Origin of the sequence: Fibrobacter sp. UBA4309 (assembly GCF_002395745.1) — a bacterium.
GTDB lineage: Bacteria > Fibrobacterota > Fibrobacteria > Fibrobacterales > Fibrobacteraceae > Fibrobacter.
The window spans coordinates 40,716-54,995 of the sequence record NZ_DGUN01000046.1; the positions used below are offsets into that span (position 1 = coordinate 40,716).

Here is a 14,280-nt window from a genome sequence, read left to right on the forward strand (position 1 = left end):
AAAGCCCCGCTCTTTTTTTTACGGCAAGTGCGGCCCATACAGAAAGCCCGGCGCAATGGCCGGGCTATTCGAATTCCCTTATCGCGGGAACTAGATCAGTTCTTCGGGCGGAAGGTGCTCCGCGCTTTCCGGTTCCTGGTAGAAGGATTCGGGTATCTGGACCTGGTTCTGGAAATAGGCGCGGTGGGCCGCGATAACGCGTTCACGGGCAAAGTTCGCATCTTGCCAGTCACCAATCTTCACGTCCTTGCCTTCCAGCTCCTTGTAGTTCTGGAAGAAGTTCTTGGTGATGCGCAGGAACATCTGGTCCACGTCACCGATATCCTTGATGGGGCGCGGGTTGAATACGGGCACGCCCAAGACCTTGTAGTCCTTCTTGCCGCCGTCGGTCATGTCGAGGGCGCCGATAACGCGGCAGGTGCAAACGGAACCCGTCATCATGGAGGCGGGGCTGTAGATAAGCATGTCGAGAGCGTCGCCGTCGTCGGCCTTGGTGCTCGGGATGAAGCCATACGTGCAGGGATAGCTCATGGAACTCAGCAGGCAGCGGTCCAGGCGGAACACGTGCAGGCGTTCATCATATTCGTACTTGAGGTTCGTGTCCTTGCCGATTTCCACGACGCAGTCAACTTCGTAGGGGTACTTACGTCCAATCGGGAGGTCCAGATAGTTAATCGCCATTTATACTCCATAGGCCACCTTTGGCCTAAGTCTTTGTTTTTCAATACGTTAACGTAAATTTAACATTTATATAATAAATAGTCAAGTGTGACCAGACGAGCTGTCTTGTCGTGAGCCGTAGGCGACTCGTATTGACGAGTGGTCGAAGGCTACCTTTGACCACTTGGCGCTTTAGCGCCTAGGTGGGCATGGCGACCTAGGTGGGAGCGAGCGAGTAACCGGAGGTTTCAGCACCCGAGACGTCGAGCGAGCGGTCTCATCTACTGCGCCAGCGGGACGAAGTCACCTTGTCGAAGAGCCCGAAGTAGAACACCGGTTCGCCCTTGTCGGGGCTGTAACCGACCTCGAAGCGGATGCGGTCGAGCGCCGGAATCACGAGATGCAGGCCACCGTAGACGGCACCCTCGTAATCGTCCCAGCCAGGGTGGCCCTTGTCCCACAGGAGGCTCCCGTCGAGACCGGCCACCAGCTGTACGCCGTAAAAGAAGTTCACCCCGGCGACACTGGCCGAGCGGCGTTCCAGCAGCACGAACCTCTCCTCGAGCGTAAGGAGCGCCTCGTGGACGCCGAGGGAGAGCGAATCGGCCTCGTGCCCGCGGAAGGTGTTCGCGCCACCGTGATAATAGTAATCGTAAAATTTCACGTCTCCCGGACGCAAGCGTACCAGCGCCGTCGCACCCGTCACGAACTTGCCGAGCGTAAAGTAGGCGCGGGCATCCGTCAGGTACTCCCAGAAGTTCTCGCCACCCATGCCGCGGCAGCTTTCGCCATTGGACACGTCGCAATCACTGTCGCTGTCGTCGCCCTCGCCCACATGCGTGAGCATATACTCAAAATACACGCCCCTGCGGGTATCGAGCTTGCTGTCGCGATAATCGAAAGCGAAACCGATTCCCAGTTCCGGCAAGAAGGCGGCGTCTTGCAAATCGCGTCCAGCGACCGTCCATAGCAGCGACAAGTGCGGCAGCACCTTGTAGTCCAAATCCAGGTCAAGCAAGATGCTGTTCTCCTGGAAACCGCGGATGTTGTCGTAGCTGTCGGTCACGAGAAACTCGAAGTTCCACCCGAGCGGGAAACCGAGGAAGTATGGAGAACTCGCGTAGAACGCATACTCGTTCTTGTCGAAGAACGGGTCGACCGTCGTGCGGTACTGCACCTCGGCGCGGATGTCCTCGCCCAGCACGTTCAGGTTCGCAAGCGCAAGCCCGAGCATCAGGCCGTCGCGGTCCGTCTTCTTGCCCGCAGGTGCGGGAATCCAGCGGAAAATTTCCTTGAGGGTGTAAGTCAATTCGGAACTCGGAATTCGGAATTCGGAATTAGACGCAGAGCGACAAGAGACCTCAATTTCCGTAAAGAGGTCCAGGTCCTGCAGGCGGAGCTTTTCGGCATTGAACTTCTCGACTGAGAACGGTTCGCCCACCTTGTTCAGGAGTTCGCGTTCCACCACGCGCGGGTTCGTATGCTCGAGGCCCTCGAAAGAAATCGAAGAAACTACCGTACCGTCGGCACAACCTTCTACGGGCGCATCCGCAAAGGCGGCAAAGGCACAGCACCCGACAAGAAGGCAAGTCTTTTTCACAAGATCTATCACGAGAAAGTAAAATAGAAAAAAAGAGGCACAGCGGCCTCATAGCCCCCAACCACTTTTTTCTATATTTGCAGTCGTAAAACAGAACCATCGAGGTCCCCATGTTAGACTTTCTCGCAAATTATTGGCCCTACCTTATCGCGCTGGTCGTCATCGTGCTCGCCGTGTTCGCCTTCCGCGGTCTCCGCAAGGCACTCAAGGAAGGCGGTGGCGCGTTCAACCTCGAAACCATCCGCAAGAATTCCGAGCCCAACTTCGCAGCCCTGAAGCAGAAATCCAAGGCGTTGCTCGCCGACGCCGACATGATTTGCGAAACCAAGGAAAACAGCAATCTCGTCATTCCCAAGAAAGAAGACATGATGTTCTTCCGCCGCGCCGTGCGCCAGAAATACAAACTCGCCATGTTCCTCGTGCCGGGCACGAACAAGGTCGTGTACTTCTTCTGCAAGACAGAACAGGGACTGCGCCGCCGCATCGAGAATCTCGTCATCAACCAGAAGTTCCGCGAAGGCAAGCCGCCCTACGTGGACATGGCCACCGGCGAAAAGCTGAAGTACCCGAGGTGACCTGCGGTCATCAGTTACTAGTTTTGAGTTACTAGAAAACTAGTAGGGGAAAGCCTTCCGACTCTAGATAATGAAATACAGTGATTTAGCACTAGCGGAAGAAGAGGGAAAGCTGGAAGCGGCGCTTGACACGTCGCGTAACCTGCTTATCGAGGCGCCCACGGGTTCGGGCAAGTCGCTGTTCATCCCCTACTTTTTAAGCAAGCATTGCAAGGGCCGCGTCGTCGTACTGCAGCCCCGCCGTATCGCGGCGCTCTCGCTTGCGCAGTTTTCGGCGAAGCTCCACGGCGAGCCCTGCGGCAAGACGGTCGGTTACCAGTTCAGGCAAGACAGCTGCAAGAGCGAAGGCACGCGCATTCTTTTCCAGACATACGGAAACTTCTTGCAGGAACTGCTGCACGGCAAGATGGACGCCGACTGGGTCGTGTTCGACGAATACCACGAGCGCAAGGCCGACATGGATTTGCTGTTCGCGTATTTTAGACGAGAGACCGCTGCGCTGGTAGACGAAAGACGAAAGATAGACAGCCCTTCGACTGGTTCGACAGGCTCACCAACCTTACCGAGGGTTGCAGTGATGTCGGCGGCGCTGAACCGCGACGAACTCGAAGCGGTTCTCGGCGTCAAGTGCCTTAGCCTCGGGCATCCGCTGTTCCCCGTACAGATTATCAACCAGACGCCCGCCACCGGTAACTCGCTCGTTTCGGGCGTGGGCCTTGACGCCGAAGTGGTGCGGGCGCTCAAGACGCTATACCGCAACAACATCTGGCAGACGACGCTAGTCTTTTTGCCGGGCAAGGCCGAAATCGCCCGCTGCCACAGCGCCGCCGCCGAAGCGCTCGGCAACAACTGCGCCGAATTCCTGGAACTCTATGGCGGTCAGGACCGCGAAACGCAGGACCGCATCTTCGAAGTCACGGAACGCCCGCGCGTCATCTTCACGACAAACATCGCGGAAACCTCCATCACGGTCCCGAACGTCACGGGTGTCGTCGACAGCGGTATCGAGCGCGTAAGCCTCTACGACGACAGCGAGAAGGTGAACGTACTGCGCACCATGCCCATCTCGATGCAGAACGCCATCCAGCGCAGCGGCCGTAGCGGACGTACGCAGAACGGCTGCGCCATCCGCCTGTGGAGCGAGGAATCCGAAAAGAGGATGCCCGGAGGAATCGTTCCCGAAGTATTGCAGATCGAGCCGTCGGAACTGCTGCTGCAGAAGGCCGCGTTAGAGAGCAGTTCTCAGCCACCGTCATGGCGGTTCCGGGTCAAGCCCGGAATGACGTCCGCCCCGCCATCTAGAATTCTAGATTCCGGCTCGGAGGCCGGAATGACGCAAAAGTCGAAGGCCGAAATGACGGAGTTGCAACTTCCCACGGCGATTCCTGAGGCACGCGAAAAGACAGCGACCGCACTCCTTGAAAAATTCGGAATGTTCCAGAATGGAGCCATCACGGAGCTCGGGCTCAAGGCCATCCGCACGCCGGTTTCAAGCATCCCGCTCGCACTGCTCCTCGCCTCGGCAAGCGGCCCGCAAGACCTCCCCGACCTTCTGCTGGCCGCCCTCGCCTGGATCCACTCCGGCACCGAGGCATTGCAAAAGTCCAAGGTACCGCAAGACGTCCTCACGCTTGCCGCCGACACGTTGTCGAAGTCGGTAAACATCCCGCGCGAAGTGAGTTTCACGTTCCGGCAGCTGCGGGAGTACCGCGACGGAATGACGCACCAGTCACATTCCACATCCCACATTCCACATCCCACACTCCTCACTCTCCGCAGCCTCCTCAAGGCATATCCAGACAGGCTCGCCACGCCAAGCGGCAATGCGTACAAGCTTGCAAACCAGAACATCATCCGCCTGCAAGTTACCGAGCCGCCCTACGCAATTTTGGCCCTCACCATGCTGCGCACCGGTGGCGGGAGCAAGTCCGAGCTCAAGGTGAACCTTTACGCGCCTATAAGCCAGGACATGCTGGGCGGCGACAACCTCGAAAAGCATTACGAACTCCTGTGGAGGAGCGGCCAGGAACGTTTTATCGGTGTCGAGGTCACCGAACTTTCCCGCAAGGAAATCCTCACGCAAGAAGCCTCGCCTAAGGTCCTCGCCGAGCTGAAAAAGCTCACCGTCGACGCCTGGCGCGAAAAAATCGAGAAGGAAAACTGGTCGGGGCGCTACCTCACCGAATCCGTGCAGACGCTACTGACCAAGATGCGCCTCGCCGCAAAACTGTACCCCGAATACGGACTCCCCGAGATGAACGAAGAAGACATGGAAATCATCTTCGACGAATTCGCCGACGGGAAATTCCTGCTGCGCGATATCGACGAAGGCCGTTACAGGAACATCGTGGAAGATTACTTCGGCAAGTCCATGCTCACCTGGCTAAACAAGACCTTCCCCGACCATTACGTACTCCCCAACGGCAAGCGGGCCCGCTACAGCTACCAGGAAGTCGCCGTCAGCGACGACGGAAAATCCGTACAAAGTATCGAAGGCGTCCTCGTCGAAATCTCTGCCCGCATCGAGGACTTCATGCAGCTGCGCGGCGAGCACAGAATCGCCGACGGCAAGCTGAAAGTCCGCTACGACATTCTCGCCCCGAACTTCCGCACCATCCAAAAGACTTGGGACTTGACAGGATTCTGGAAGAACACTTACGCCGAGGTGCGCAAGGAACTGCGCGGACGCTACCCCAAGCACCCGTGGCCAGAAGCAGTCATGATCGGTGAGCAATGAGAAATCAGCGGTCTACTTAACCGTATAAATCGTAAGCGTCTTGCTGTATTCGTACCCGACGACAAGCAGCGCCTGGTCCGCAATCGGGCTTTCTTCGGCCGGAATGAACAATACGCCTTCGGGTCCGCGGTCAAGTGGATCCAGGTAGAAATCGGCCAGGCGCGGCGACTGCGGTTCCGTAATGTCGATAACCGCCACACCGCTCGTGCGTTCCAGCCCGACAAACGCGTAGCGGCGACGGTTCACCTCGCCCACGGTCACGTTCTCGGGTTCGCATCCCTTGTCGGAACTGCGCTTGTCCATCTTGAGCTTGTTCTTCTTGGCATTCCAGTTGAAATACCCGGGCGCGATTTTTGCAATCGTACGCTCGAAGATTTCGCCGGAATCCCAGACGAGACGCCCCGTTTCTCCATCGAACACGCTCATCGAGCGCGAACCGAACGTGTACATGTAGGGGCCGCCCTTTTCAAGGTTGCTTACCGACAGGTCCTTCAGTTCCGCCAAAAGCGAATCCGTAAAGACTTTCCTGTCCAGCCGTCCCTGTTCCGCAAACATCATCGGCGCCGTCACGTCGGTCCAGGCCTTGTAATCGTTCACCGGGGCGCCCTCGTTCGCGGTAAGCACGAAATGCCTGTCGCCCGCCGTAAACGAAGCGATGCCGTCGGGCTGGCGCAACCCGCGAAGCGGATAGTTCTTGATTTCAATCTGGCCGTTGCTCACCGCGTCGAGACCGCTGCCCGATTTGGAGTGGTCCACGTAACCGAGCGGGAATACTTTCGCAATCTTTTTGGCGGACACGTCCAGTTTCGCGATGGCGTTGTTCTCTTGCAGGCTCACCCACGCCCACCTGGAATCATCCGACACCGTAATGTATTCCGGTTCCAGTGAGCGGACAAAGCCCTTCACGCCGGGGCTACGCACTCCTGCCTTCTTGAGAGATGCCGTATCGAGCTTGTCGAAACGGGCCACCGTGAGTTCCGCATTTTTCCACAACTCCGCATCGCCAGCCTTGGCGACGGACAGAATCGCAACACCGCCTTCAGGGTCTTCCGAATAATCCGTACTCGGCGAACCTTCGCACGCCACCAGCAGATTCTTGCCGTCGGGAGTAAACTTGATCATGTCTGGCTGGCTGCACACCTTGTACAGGCCAACGACTTCCAGGCTGTCCGTATAGCGCATCACCTGCACCTGGCCATCTTTCCAGGCATCGTCTTCGAGCATGGAGACTGCCACCAGGTCGCCAAAGACCGTCACGCTCGAGGCGTTCCCGGGAATCTGCTTCTCCGTGATTTTCTTGGGCATGCCGGGATTTGATAGATCGACCACCTCGGCAATCTTGGCATCGCCCACGACAAAGAGCACTTTCTTCGCGGGCATGAACGCCGAAATCTCGGCCGTCTTCATCGATAGCGTCGAAAGCGGGGTCAATACGCCACCCAGCTGGAACGGGCCGGCCGACGTGGCGTTTTGCTTTGCATAACAAAAGCCCGCACATAAAAGCAGGCTCAAGACAAAGGCGGAATTTTGCTTCATACTATTTCCTAAAGAATCACTTCATAATCAGCCACATAATCAACAGGCCAATGCCTACACCGCCAAGGAACGAAGAGCCGCTCATCATCGCAGCCTGCTGGCGATCTTCCTTGGCCTTTTCGTTTTTCTGCTCGTTCACGCCAATCGAAATTCCCAAAGCTTGCGCACAGACTTCGTTGTCTTTCTTGAGGGTATTGTAGCTCTTTTCCCAATTTTCGCTTTTGGCCTTCTCGACTTCGATGGCGGCGCGGAGGGAATCCTTTTCCATGGAGCACGCATTTCCCTGGGCTTGCATCACGCTGTCGCGCAAAGCCAGTTCCTGTTGCATAACATCCACTGGGCCCTGTCCGGCTGCGGAAAGTGAATCCGCCACGGGAGCCGCTTCTGCGGCAAACACGGCTGAGGCAGATAAAAACAGCGCCAGGGCAGCAAGTCTAATCATTCTTTTCATGCTTTAAATATAGCAAATTAGCCTTATAAGACCACTTTAGCCTATTTCGGCAAAACGACCTTCTTCAGCCAAATGCCGCCCGCAGTACGCACGTAGTAGATTCCCGGCCTTTCGGCCCGGAAATTCTTCACGACAGAACCGTCCAGGCGGCGGACTTCGACAATCTCGTCGCGTTCCATTTCGGACCGGACAACAGGAATCGGAGAAGAGTCACCCGAAGAGGATTTCGGCTTGTCTGTAGAACTCGAGGTACCGGGATCCGTGCCCTGCGAAGAGCTGGACTTCGGCTTGTCCGCAGAACTCGAGGTACCGGGATTCGTGCCCTGCGAAGAACTGGACTTCGGCTTGTCCGCAGAACTCGACTTCGGCGGTTCCGAAGAACTGGATTTCGGTGTTTCAGAAGAGCTCGACTTTGGCGGTTCTACGGAACTCGAAGATTCCGAGGGAGAATTCAATTTCCTGGAATCCACCAAGGTCACCTTGACCGTCTGAATGCGGATTGTCTTGATCGTATCGGGAATCGGCGCTTTTTGATCCATTGCGCTTTTGGCCGCCCTAAAGGCGGTCAGGGAGTCGTACGCCACAGCTCCGGTAAATTTAGACCGGGTAACCCTATTCGTCACTCCATCTATAATGGAGTCGTATACGAGTTCATACCTCAGTCCGACAAACCACCATTCAAAATTCAGCTCGAAAGGTCTTGAGACTAGGATTTCTCCCGGGCCAAAGGCATCGTCATCCGGGAGCTTATTCTGAGCCATAGCCAAGAAATTGTTCGCATTTGTAGAATCATAAGTCCCGATGCTTTTTACATTATGGGAGTCGTAAATATACGTGGCATAGTTTTTTATGGTATCCCTGTACCAATGGTCCCTTTCCCAAGTCAGGTAATCATAAGTATTGCCCTTTGTCTCATAGCAATTGGCCGTAATAGAATACGGCACAGTGAATTGCGCATAGTCACTGAGCGCCAATTTCAAAGTATTGTAAGAAGCATGCGTCTTCGTTTTAACGGAATCGGTTTTCCAGTTGTTGACATTGCCTTGCGGATTGCCGTACCAGTTACTTTCGTCAATGGATTTCGCAATCAAGGTCACTTTCGTGTTCAGCAGGGAATCGCATACATTGCGGATAAAAGTGGCTTCACCGGAGCCTTGGGCCAGGGCCATCGCCGACGCAAAGGCCAGCAGGAAAAATGCAACCTTGAGATAACGCATACAACCTCCTTATACGCCATAAATATATACTGATTTACGCGTCAAAGGAAGTTCGCGAGGCATTTTAGCCCCCGAAATGTGATTTAGAACGTTCCGAGGATTCTTTTCCAGCCGTCTTCGGGAATCTGGGCGCCCATGACCTGCACCACCTCGTTGCTAACGACGCTTCCGAGGTTGCCGCTGCGTTCCATATCCCAGCCGTTCATGTAGCCGTACAGGAATCCCGACGCCCACAGGTCGCCGGCACCAGTGGTATCGATAGCCTTTGCGGGGCCAGCCTGTACACGGGTCACCTGGCCGTCTTTGGCAATCAGGGCGCCACGCTTGCCGATTTTCACCACCGCGACTTTAGCCTTTTTCGCAAGGACATCGAGAGCGGCTTCTTCCTTGACGCCCGCATAGGCAAAGGCCTCGTCCTCGTTCGCGATGATGATGTCGATCATTTTCTGTTCAAAGAGTTCATCGAAAGTCTTGCGGCAGGCATCCACCACGCCGAAACTGCTGAAATCGAGAGCCGTTTCTACACCAAGGCTACGGGCAAGCGTAAACGATTTCTTGAAACAGTCCGCATTGAAAGCGCGGTAGCCTTCGGCATAGAGCAGGCCCACGCCATCGTAGAGCGCCGGCACAAAGTCGTCGCTTCCGAGGAAATCGGACGCCCCGAGATATGTCCACATAGAACGTTGGGCATCGGGAGTCACTGCAGAAAACACGCAGCCTGTCGCGGCATCCGAAATGCCGAGCTTCGATTCCACGCCATTGTTCTTCAGGTGTTCCTGGAAAAGCTTGCCAAGTTCGTCGTCACCAATCTTCGAAATGAAGGCGGCCTTGCCTCCCAGGCGCGAAAGTCCGACCATCGTGTTGCAGGTCGAGCCTCCCGGTACGCGCAAGGGATTCTTGAGCGCCGCAAGGAATTTTTCCATCTGCGGCCAGTCAACCATGTTCATGCCGCCCTTCTGCACGCCCTGCGATTCAATCCAGGCGTCATCTACGTTTGCAAGAATATCGACGAGGGCAGCGCCCATACCTAAAACTTTTTTCATCACAAGCCTCCCCTGCGACGGCGGAGCTTGTCGCCCGCCCGCAGTAAAAATTGACGTTCCGCATCGGTCAGGGAATTGATCCCTTCACTGCTCACCTTCTTGAGGATTTCATCCATCCTCTTCTGTTCATCCACGTAAAAGACTTCGCCTTCCAGAGGTCTGTCTTCGGGTGCTTTCTCGGCAGAGCCAGTGCGGCCTCCATCTTCCATGCGGAACCTGGAGCGCTGCGCCTTGCGCTTGACTGCATCGAAAAAGCCTTCCATGCCTACGTGCCCGTTCCGCAGGGTACGTTCATAGAAATGCATGTAGAGGAATCCGCCCACGACGCCGCCCAGGTGGGCAAAGTGGGCTACGCCATCGCTGGAATGTGCCATGAGCACGTCGACCGCCACCATGAACCACATTGCGTACTTGATGCGCATCGGGAAAAAGAAGAACATCAAAAGCATACGGTTCGGGAAAAACTTGTAGTATGCGACGAATATGCCCATCAAGGCGCCAGACGCACCGATAATCGGGGCGTTCGTCATGCCAAGCCAATACATTGCAAGGCTGAACACCGCGGCAAAGATTCCGCAGAAAAAGTACATTCCCGAAAAATGCTTGCTCCCCATCATGTCGGCGACTTCGCTGCCGAACATCCAGAGCATCAGCATATTGAACAAAAAATGCCAGAAATCCACATGGACAAACATGTATGTGACAAAACGCCAAGCCTGTTCCGGCGCAAACGGCCAGAAAGCCCCCAGGTAGGCGATGTATTCGCGTACGTTCGCATCGCCAAAACCGGGAATATTCAAGTGCAGGCCGAGAAGGCTGCCGCCCACAAAGGCGAGGCCGAAAATCACTGTGTTGACAATCAGCAGTACGCGAAGGATTTTAGGTAGGAATCGAAAAGGTCTCATAGGTCAACTTCATCTACATTTTTCAACAACCATGGGAACGACAGCCTCGGGCACATACTTCGCGAGCAACTTGTGGCCTTCTTCATCTTTTGCAATGCCGGCCTTCAAGAGTTCACGCACCACCGAGCTGCTCACTGCCAAATGTTCCTGTGCGCTCGACAGGAATACCGTCTCGATTTCCGGACAAAGCACCTTGTTGTTCCAGGCGACCGTCTGTTCGTATTCCACATCGGCAGCGCCCCGGATGCCGCGCACCAGGTACTTCGCACCGACACGCTTCGCGAAATCGACCGTCAGGCCGTCAAAGCAATCCACCTTCACGTTCGGGATATTTTCAACCGCCTTGCGCGCCATCTCTGCACGGGCAGCTTCGTCAAAGAGGTTCTTCTTGGACGCATTCACCGCAAGGAGCACGTACAGTTCGTCGAACAGGCTGGACGCCCGCGCGACAATGTCCAGATGGCCCACGGTAAACGGGTCAAAAGACCCGGCGAATACGGCGATTTTTTGCATACCCTAAATATAGTTAATAGTTACGTCGCAGGCGCCCTGTAAATCACCAGCGAGGATTCGCCGTAGCGGCGGACCTGCACGGTTCCTGCGTCGGAGGCTTCCTTGACCCATGCGGGCAAATTGCGGCTCGGGGCTTCGAATACGGCTACGCCACCGGGATTCAGCCATTCCCAAAACTTGCGCAGGTCCGGATATTCCATATCCTTGAACGGAGGGTCGGCATAGACCAGGTCAAAGCCGCCTTCCCCGCAAACAGTTTCGCGGTCCAGTGTCAACGCGTTCTTTTCGTATAAAGTAATTTGCTTTTCCAAGGACAGCACCTTATACGCCTGATACACGAGACGTGCCTGGCTATGCGCCATTTCGACAGCGACAACGCTTGCGGCCCCGCGGCTCAAAGCCTCGATGCCCATGATACCCGTTCCCGCAAAAAGGTCGAGCATGCGGAAGCCTTCCACTCCCTGCAAAATATTGAAGAGAGCTTCGCGCGTACGCGAGCCCGTCGGTCTGGTCTTAGATGTTTCTGGAGAGGGGACATTGCGTCCCCTTAACATTCCACCAGTAATGCGAATCGGCATATTTTACGGAGCGACAAACATCTCGATGCGCATCGATGTCTGCATGTTCTTCTTCACGAACTTCAGTTCCATCTTCTGCACGGCGGCACGGATCGGCGATTCTGCCAAGGCCACCATGAACAGCTGGAGATCCGGATAGTCGCAGGTAGAAGACACCTGGTAGGCATAGCGCTTGTAAACGCCGAAGTCTTCGACAACAGGCTTATCCAAGCCATTCAAGACAACCTTGTTCGAACTAGCCAACGCCTTGAGGCTCTTGATTTCTTCGACCAGGTCCTTTGCCGGGACAAATCGGGTCACCGCATTCATGTTCACGTTTGTCACGTTGAACTTGCCGAACGCCGTAATATCGGTAGCCGGAGCGTTTTCCGGTATGGGTGGAGTCTTGAATTCCGAGCTCACCGTCTTCACGCGTTCCAGGAAGTTTCGCTGGGAAGTGGGCTTGGCGGCAACACCGCGCAGGTAGTAGAAATTCGGAGCCTGGAACACGCAGTCCGAGAATCCGACATCGTCCGGAGACGCCGTGTTCAAGAATGTCAGGAACTGGGCCACAGCCGTACGCAGGAACGAGACCTTTTCCATCGGAAGGAACTGCGTGTAATCCGTGCGCTTGTTGTTAAACAGCACAGTCGGGTTCACCTCGCCCACCACCTGGTTTACCGTAAGGGCTTCACGACGCCTGATAGCTTCGTTCGCTTCGGCAATCTGGGCTTCGAGCGAACCACCTGCGGTGGTCGTCTGACCGGAACTCAAGGTCAAGGCAGAACGGCTCGGGTCTTCGGCACCGATCAAGTCGAGATACTGACTCGGGAGAGCGCCATGCAACGGCTTGGGAACTCCAAAGACACTGAGGAAACAACTAAAGACAACAAAGACCAACAGGAAAGACAAGAAGCCTATCAAGGCCTTCTTCTTGGATGTCTTGACCTGTGCGGAAACATCCGTCACGTGAACCGGGTTCACGTTGCTAATCAGGGACTCGCGTTCTGCAGCATCAATCAGGTTCAGGCGAATCATACACCCTCCATCACATTAAGGGCCGTTCCAATGGCTCCGGCGCAGCAAAGGACCGCAGCGGAATCCTGTTCCTCCACCGGAAGTCGGAGGTTGGAGAAGGAATCCATCAAAGCCAACTGGTAGTCCGGGCAGCTCTTGCGAAGGTCTTCCACAAACAGCGGATCCTGGGCAAGCTCGCCGCAAATGTTTATCTGGTGGATATCCAGAGCGGCATTCTCGTCCTTGGCAAGGTTAATCTGGTTCATGACTTCCTTGGCAAGAAGTTCGTAAGCTTCTTCACGAGACTTGTTCACGAGAGGCAAGGTCGACACGCAACGCAGGCCCTGCAGGTTGTCCTTGGAAAGCCACATCATGGTAACGCCCATGAAGTCCGCCTTGATGACGCACTGCATGTCCTTGATGCCTTCTGCCACATCCATCAGGTTCAACAACGAAAGCACATCCACTTCCATAGCCTTGGGCGCGAGAGCCTTGCTGCGGAAACCCTTGCGCAGGGCATCCACCCACTGACGGCGGACCGCGATAAGAAGTACGGTCAGGCCCAGGCTCGAATTACCGCTTAAGACTTTGTAGTCAACGACATACGCACCTTTTTCGGCATTCGTGATAAGTCCCAGGTACCACTGAAGGTATTCGTCCAGATGCGAAGCCGCCTCCGCCGGCACATAGACCTGCCGGATAATGGAGCGGAAGGCCGGAATGGCAACCGATATGGCCTCCACGTTTTCGACTTGGCTGGAATCCATCCATGTCTGGAGGACCGTCTCGAACGTGTAGATGTCATCGATGGGGCTCGTCTCCGTCTCGAGGACGGCCGTCTTCAGGACACGCCTTTCGGCGGAGTCCAGGAGGGCCACTTTCAGGGAGGCGTCACCTACCTCAATACCCATGTAAATCTTCGTATCACTCATATACTCAACGACTTATGAAAGTTGTACCCCCTAAAACTAATCAAAAATTACCCCCTGGAGTATACCCTCCGCCTTTTTCTTGCCTATTCCGGGCACTTTTTCGAGGTCTCCGGGGCCCAAAAACGGTCCATTTTGCTCCCGAAAGGCAATTATCTTCTCCGCGAGCTTGGGTCCGACCCCCTTCAGGGCACAAAGTTCGTCTATCCCGGCGGCATTGATATGGACCGGAAGGCGGACCACCTTGCCCTTCTTTTTTTGCCTCTTGGAGCGTTTTTTCTTCTGGACGGAACCGGAATCGTCGATCCCGGCCACAACCTCTTCACTGGCAATTACTTTATCTGTAATTTCGGTACGGGCAGGGGTTTCGGCAGCCGTAACGACCTCCACCTGCTCGATAGCGGGCAACCCCCACGGTATAAACCGGTAGGCAAGCCCCACGATAAACAGGGCGACGGCAATAAACAGGACATTCTTCTCAGCAGAGTTCATCCGGCACCGCCTTCAACAAGGTTCGTACCGGATGTAGCATACAAGAAG

The 14,280-nt window shown here is 55.5% G+C and carries 14 protein-coding genes; 2 read left to right on the forward strand and 12 right to left on the reverse strand.

Features of this window, described 5'->3' with window-relative positions:
• Positions 1-90: 90 nt before the first annotated feature.
• On the reverse strand, positions 91-681 hold the full coding sequence (locus tag B3M32_RS05510) for an inorganic diphosphatase (protein WP_290744084.1): 591 nt from the start codon (positions 679-681) through the stop codon (positions 91-93).
• 256 nt (positions 682-937) lie between these two features.
• Positions 938-2,272, reverse strand: a complete 1,335-nt coding sequence (locus tag B3M32_RS05515; protein ID WP_290744085.1) for a BamA/TamA family outer membrane protein — start codon at positions 2,270-2,272, stop codon at positions 938-940.
• A gap of 98 nt (positions 2,273-2,370) precedes the next feature.
• On the opposite strand from B3M32_RS05515, the gene B3M32_RS05520 reads away from it, so the two are divergent.
• Both B3M32_RS05520 and B3M32_RS05525 read left to right on the forward strand, forming a co-directional pair.
• The gene (locus tag B3M32_RS05520; RefSeq protein ID WP_290744086.1) at positions 2,371-2,835 is read left to right on the forward strand and encodes a hypothetical protein; all 465 of its coding nucleotides are present in this window, start codon (positions 2,371-2,373) and stop codon (positions 2,833-2,835) included.
• 70 nt (positions 2,836-2,905) lie between these two features.
• Positions 2,906-5,572: an ATP-dependent helicase C-terminal domain-containing protein gene (locus tag B3M32_RS05525; RefSeq protein ID WP_290744087.1), complete on the forward strand. Its 2,667-nt coding sequence runs from the start codon at positions 2,906-2,908 to the stop codon at positions 5,570-5,572.
• A gap of 12 nt (positions 5,573-5,584) precedes the next feature.
• Here B3M32_RS05525 and B3M32_RS05530 read toward each other — a convergent pair whose 3' ends face one another.
• From B3M32_RS05530 to B3M32_RS05575, 10 genes are all read right to left on the reverse strand, one after another.
• Positions 5,585-7,108, reverse strand: coding sequence for a choice-of-anchor I family protein (locus tag B3M32_RS05530; protein ID WP_290744088.1), 1,524 nt, complete (start codon positions 7,106-7,108; stop codon positions 5,585-5,587).
• A gap of 16 nt (positions 7,109-7,124) precedes the next feature.
• Positions 7,125-7,559 carry a hypothetical protein gene (locus tag B3M32_RS05535; RefSeq protein ID WP_290744089.1) on the reverse strand — a complete coding sequence of 145 codons (435 nt, stop codon included), beginning with the start codon at positions 7,557-7,559 and terminating at the stop codon, positions 7,125-7,127.
• Between the two features lie 41 nt (positions 7,560-7,600).
• A complete protein-coding gene (locus B3M32_RS05540; RefSeq protein ID WP_290744090.1) occupies positions 7,601-8,776 on the reverse strand; it encodes a hypothetical protein in 1,176 nt (391 codons plus the stop codon).
• A gap of 83 nt (positions 8,777-8,859) precedes the next feature.
• Positions 8,860-9,819 (reverse strand): adenosine kinase, encoded by a 960-nt coding sequence (locus tag B3M32_RS05545; RefSeq protein WP_290744091.1) that lies wholly within the window; start codon positions 9,817-9,819, stop codon positions 8,860-8,862.
• Positions 9,819-10,724, reverse strand: a complete 906-nt coding sequence (locus B3M32_RS05550) for a rhomboid family protein (RefSeq protein WP_290744092.1) — start codon at positions 10,722-10,724, stop codon at positions 9,819-9,821. Before B3M32_RS05550 ends, B3M32_RS05545 begins: the two co-directional genes overlap by 1 nt.
• 9 nt (positions 10,725-10,733) lie before the next feature.
• Positions 10,734-11,237, reverse strand: a complete 504-nt coding sequence (gene coaD, locus B3M32_RS05555) for a pantetheine-phosphate adenylyltransferase (RefSeq protein WP_290744093.1) — start codon at positions 11,235-11,237, stop codon at positions 10,734-10,736.
• Between the two features lie 20 nt (positions 11,238-11,257).
• Positions 11,258-11,815 (reverse strand): 16S rRNA (guanine(966)-N(2))-methyltransferase RsmD, encoded by a 558-nt coding sequence (gene rsmD / locus B3M32_RS05560; RefSeq protein WP_290744094.1) that lies wholly within the window; start codon positions 11,813-11,815, stop codon positions 11,258-11,260.
• 3 nt (positions 11,816-11,818) lie between these two features.
• Complete coding sequence (locus B3M32_RS05565; protein WP_290744095.1) at positions 11,819-12,832, reverse strand: hypothetical protein; 1,014 nt, start codon at positions 12,830-12,832, stop codon at positions 11,819-11,821.
• Complete coding sequence (locus tag B3M32_RS05570; protein ID WP_290744097.1) at positions 12,829-13,722, reverse strand: hypothetical protein; 894 nt, start codon at positions 13,720-13,722, stop codon at positions 12,829-12,831. The genes B3M32_RS05565 and B3M32_RS05570 overlap by 4 nt, the downstream gene beginning before the upstream one ends.
• A 57-nt stretch (positions 13,723-13,779) precedes the next feature.
• Positions 13,780-14,232 carry a ComEA family DNA-binding protein gene (locus tag B3M32_RS05575; RefSeq protein WP_290744098.1) on the reverse strand — a complete coding sequence of 151 codons (453 nt, stop codon included), beginning with the start codon at positions 14,230-14,232 and terminating at the stop codon, positions 13,780-13,782.
• Between the last annotated feature and the right edge of the window lie 48 nt (positions 14,233-14,280).

Coding starts and splice junctions, on each gene's coding strand:
- B3M32_RS05510 (WP_290744084.1), bottom strand. CDS start 681: ATGGCGATTAACTATCTGGACCTCCCGATTGGACGTAAGTACCCCTAC.
- B3M32_RS05520 (WP_290744086.1), top strand. CDS start 2,371: ATGTTAGACTTTCTCGCAAATTATTGGCCCTACCTTATCGCGCTGGTC.
- B3M32_RS05525 (WP_290744087.1), top strand. CDS start 2,906: ATGAAATACAGTGATTTAGCACTAGCGGAAGAAGAGGGAAAGCTGGAA.
- B3M32_RS05530 (WP_290744088.1), bottom strand. CDS start 7,108: ATGAAGCAAAATTCCGCCTTTGTCTTGAGCCTGCTTTTATGTGCGGGC.
- B3M32_RS05535 (WP_290744089.1), bottom strand. CDS start 7,559: ATGAAAAGAATGATTAGACTTGCTGCCCTGGCGCTGTTTTTATCTGCC.
- B3M32_RS05540 (WP_290744090.1), bottom strand. CDS start 8,776: ATGCGTTATCTCAAGGTTGCATTTTTCCTGCTGGCCTTTGCGTCGGCG.
- B3M32_RS05545 (WP_290744091.1), bottom strand. CDS start 9,819: ATGAAAAAAGTTTTAGGTATGGGCGCTGCCCTCGTCGATATTCTTGCA.
- B3M32_RS05550 (WP_290744092.1), bottom strand. CDS start 10,724: ATGAGACCTTTTCGATTCCTACCTAAAATCCTTCGCGTACTGCTGATT.
- coaD (WP_290744093.1), bottom strand. CDS start 11,237: ATGCAAAAAATCGCCGTATTCGCCGGGTCTTTTGACCCGTTTACCGTG.
- rsmD (WP_290744094.1), bottom strand. CDS start 11,815: ATGCCGATTCGCATTACTGGTGGAATGTTAAGGGGACGCAATGTCCCC.
- B3M32_RS05565 (WP_290744095.1), bottom strand. CDS start 12,832: ATGATTCGCCTGAACCTGATTGATGCTGCAGAACGCGAGTCCCTGATT.
- B3M32_RS05570 (WP_290744097.1), bottom strand. CDS start 13,722: ATGGGTATTGAGGTAGGTGACGCCTCCCTGAAAGTGGCCCTCCTGGAC.
- B3M32_RS05575 (WP_290744098.1), bottom strand. CDS start 14,232: ATGAACTCTGCTGAGAAGAATGTCCTGTTTATTGCCGTCGCCCTGTTT.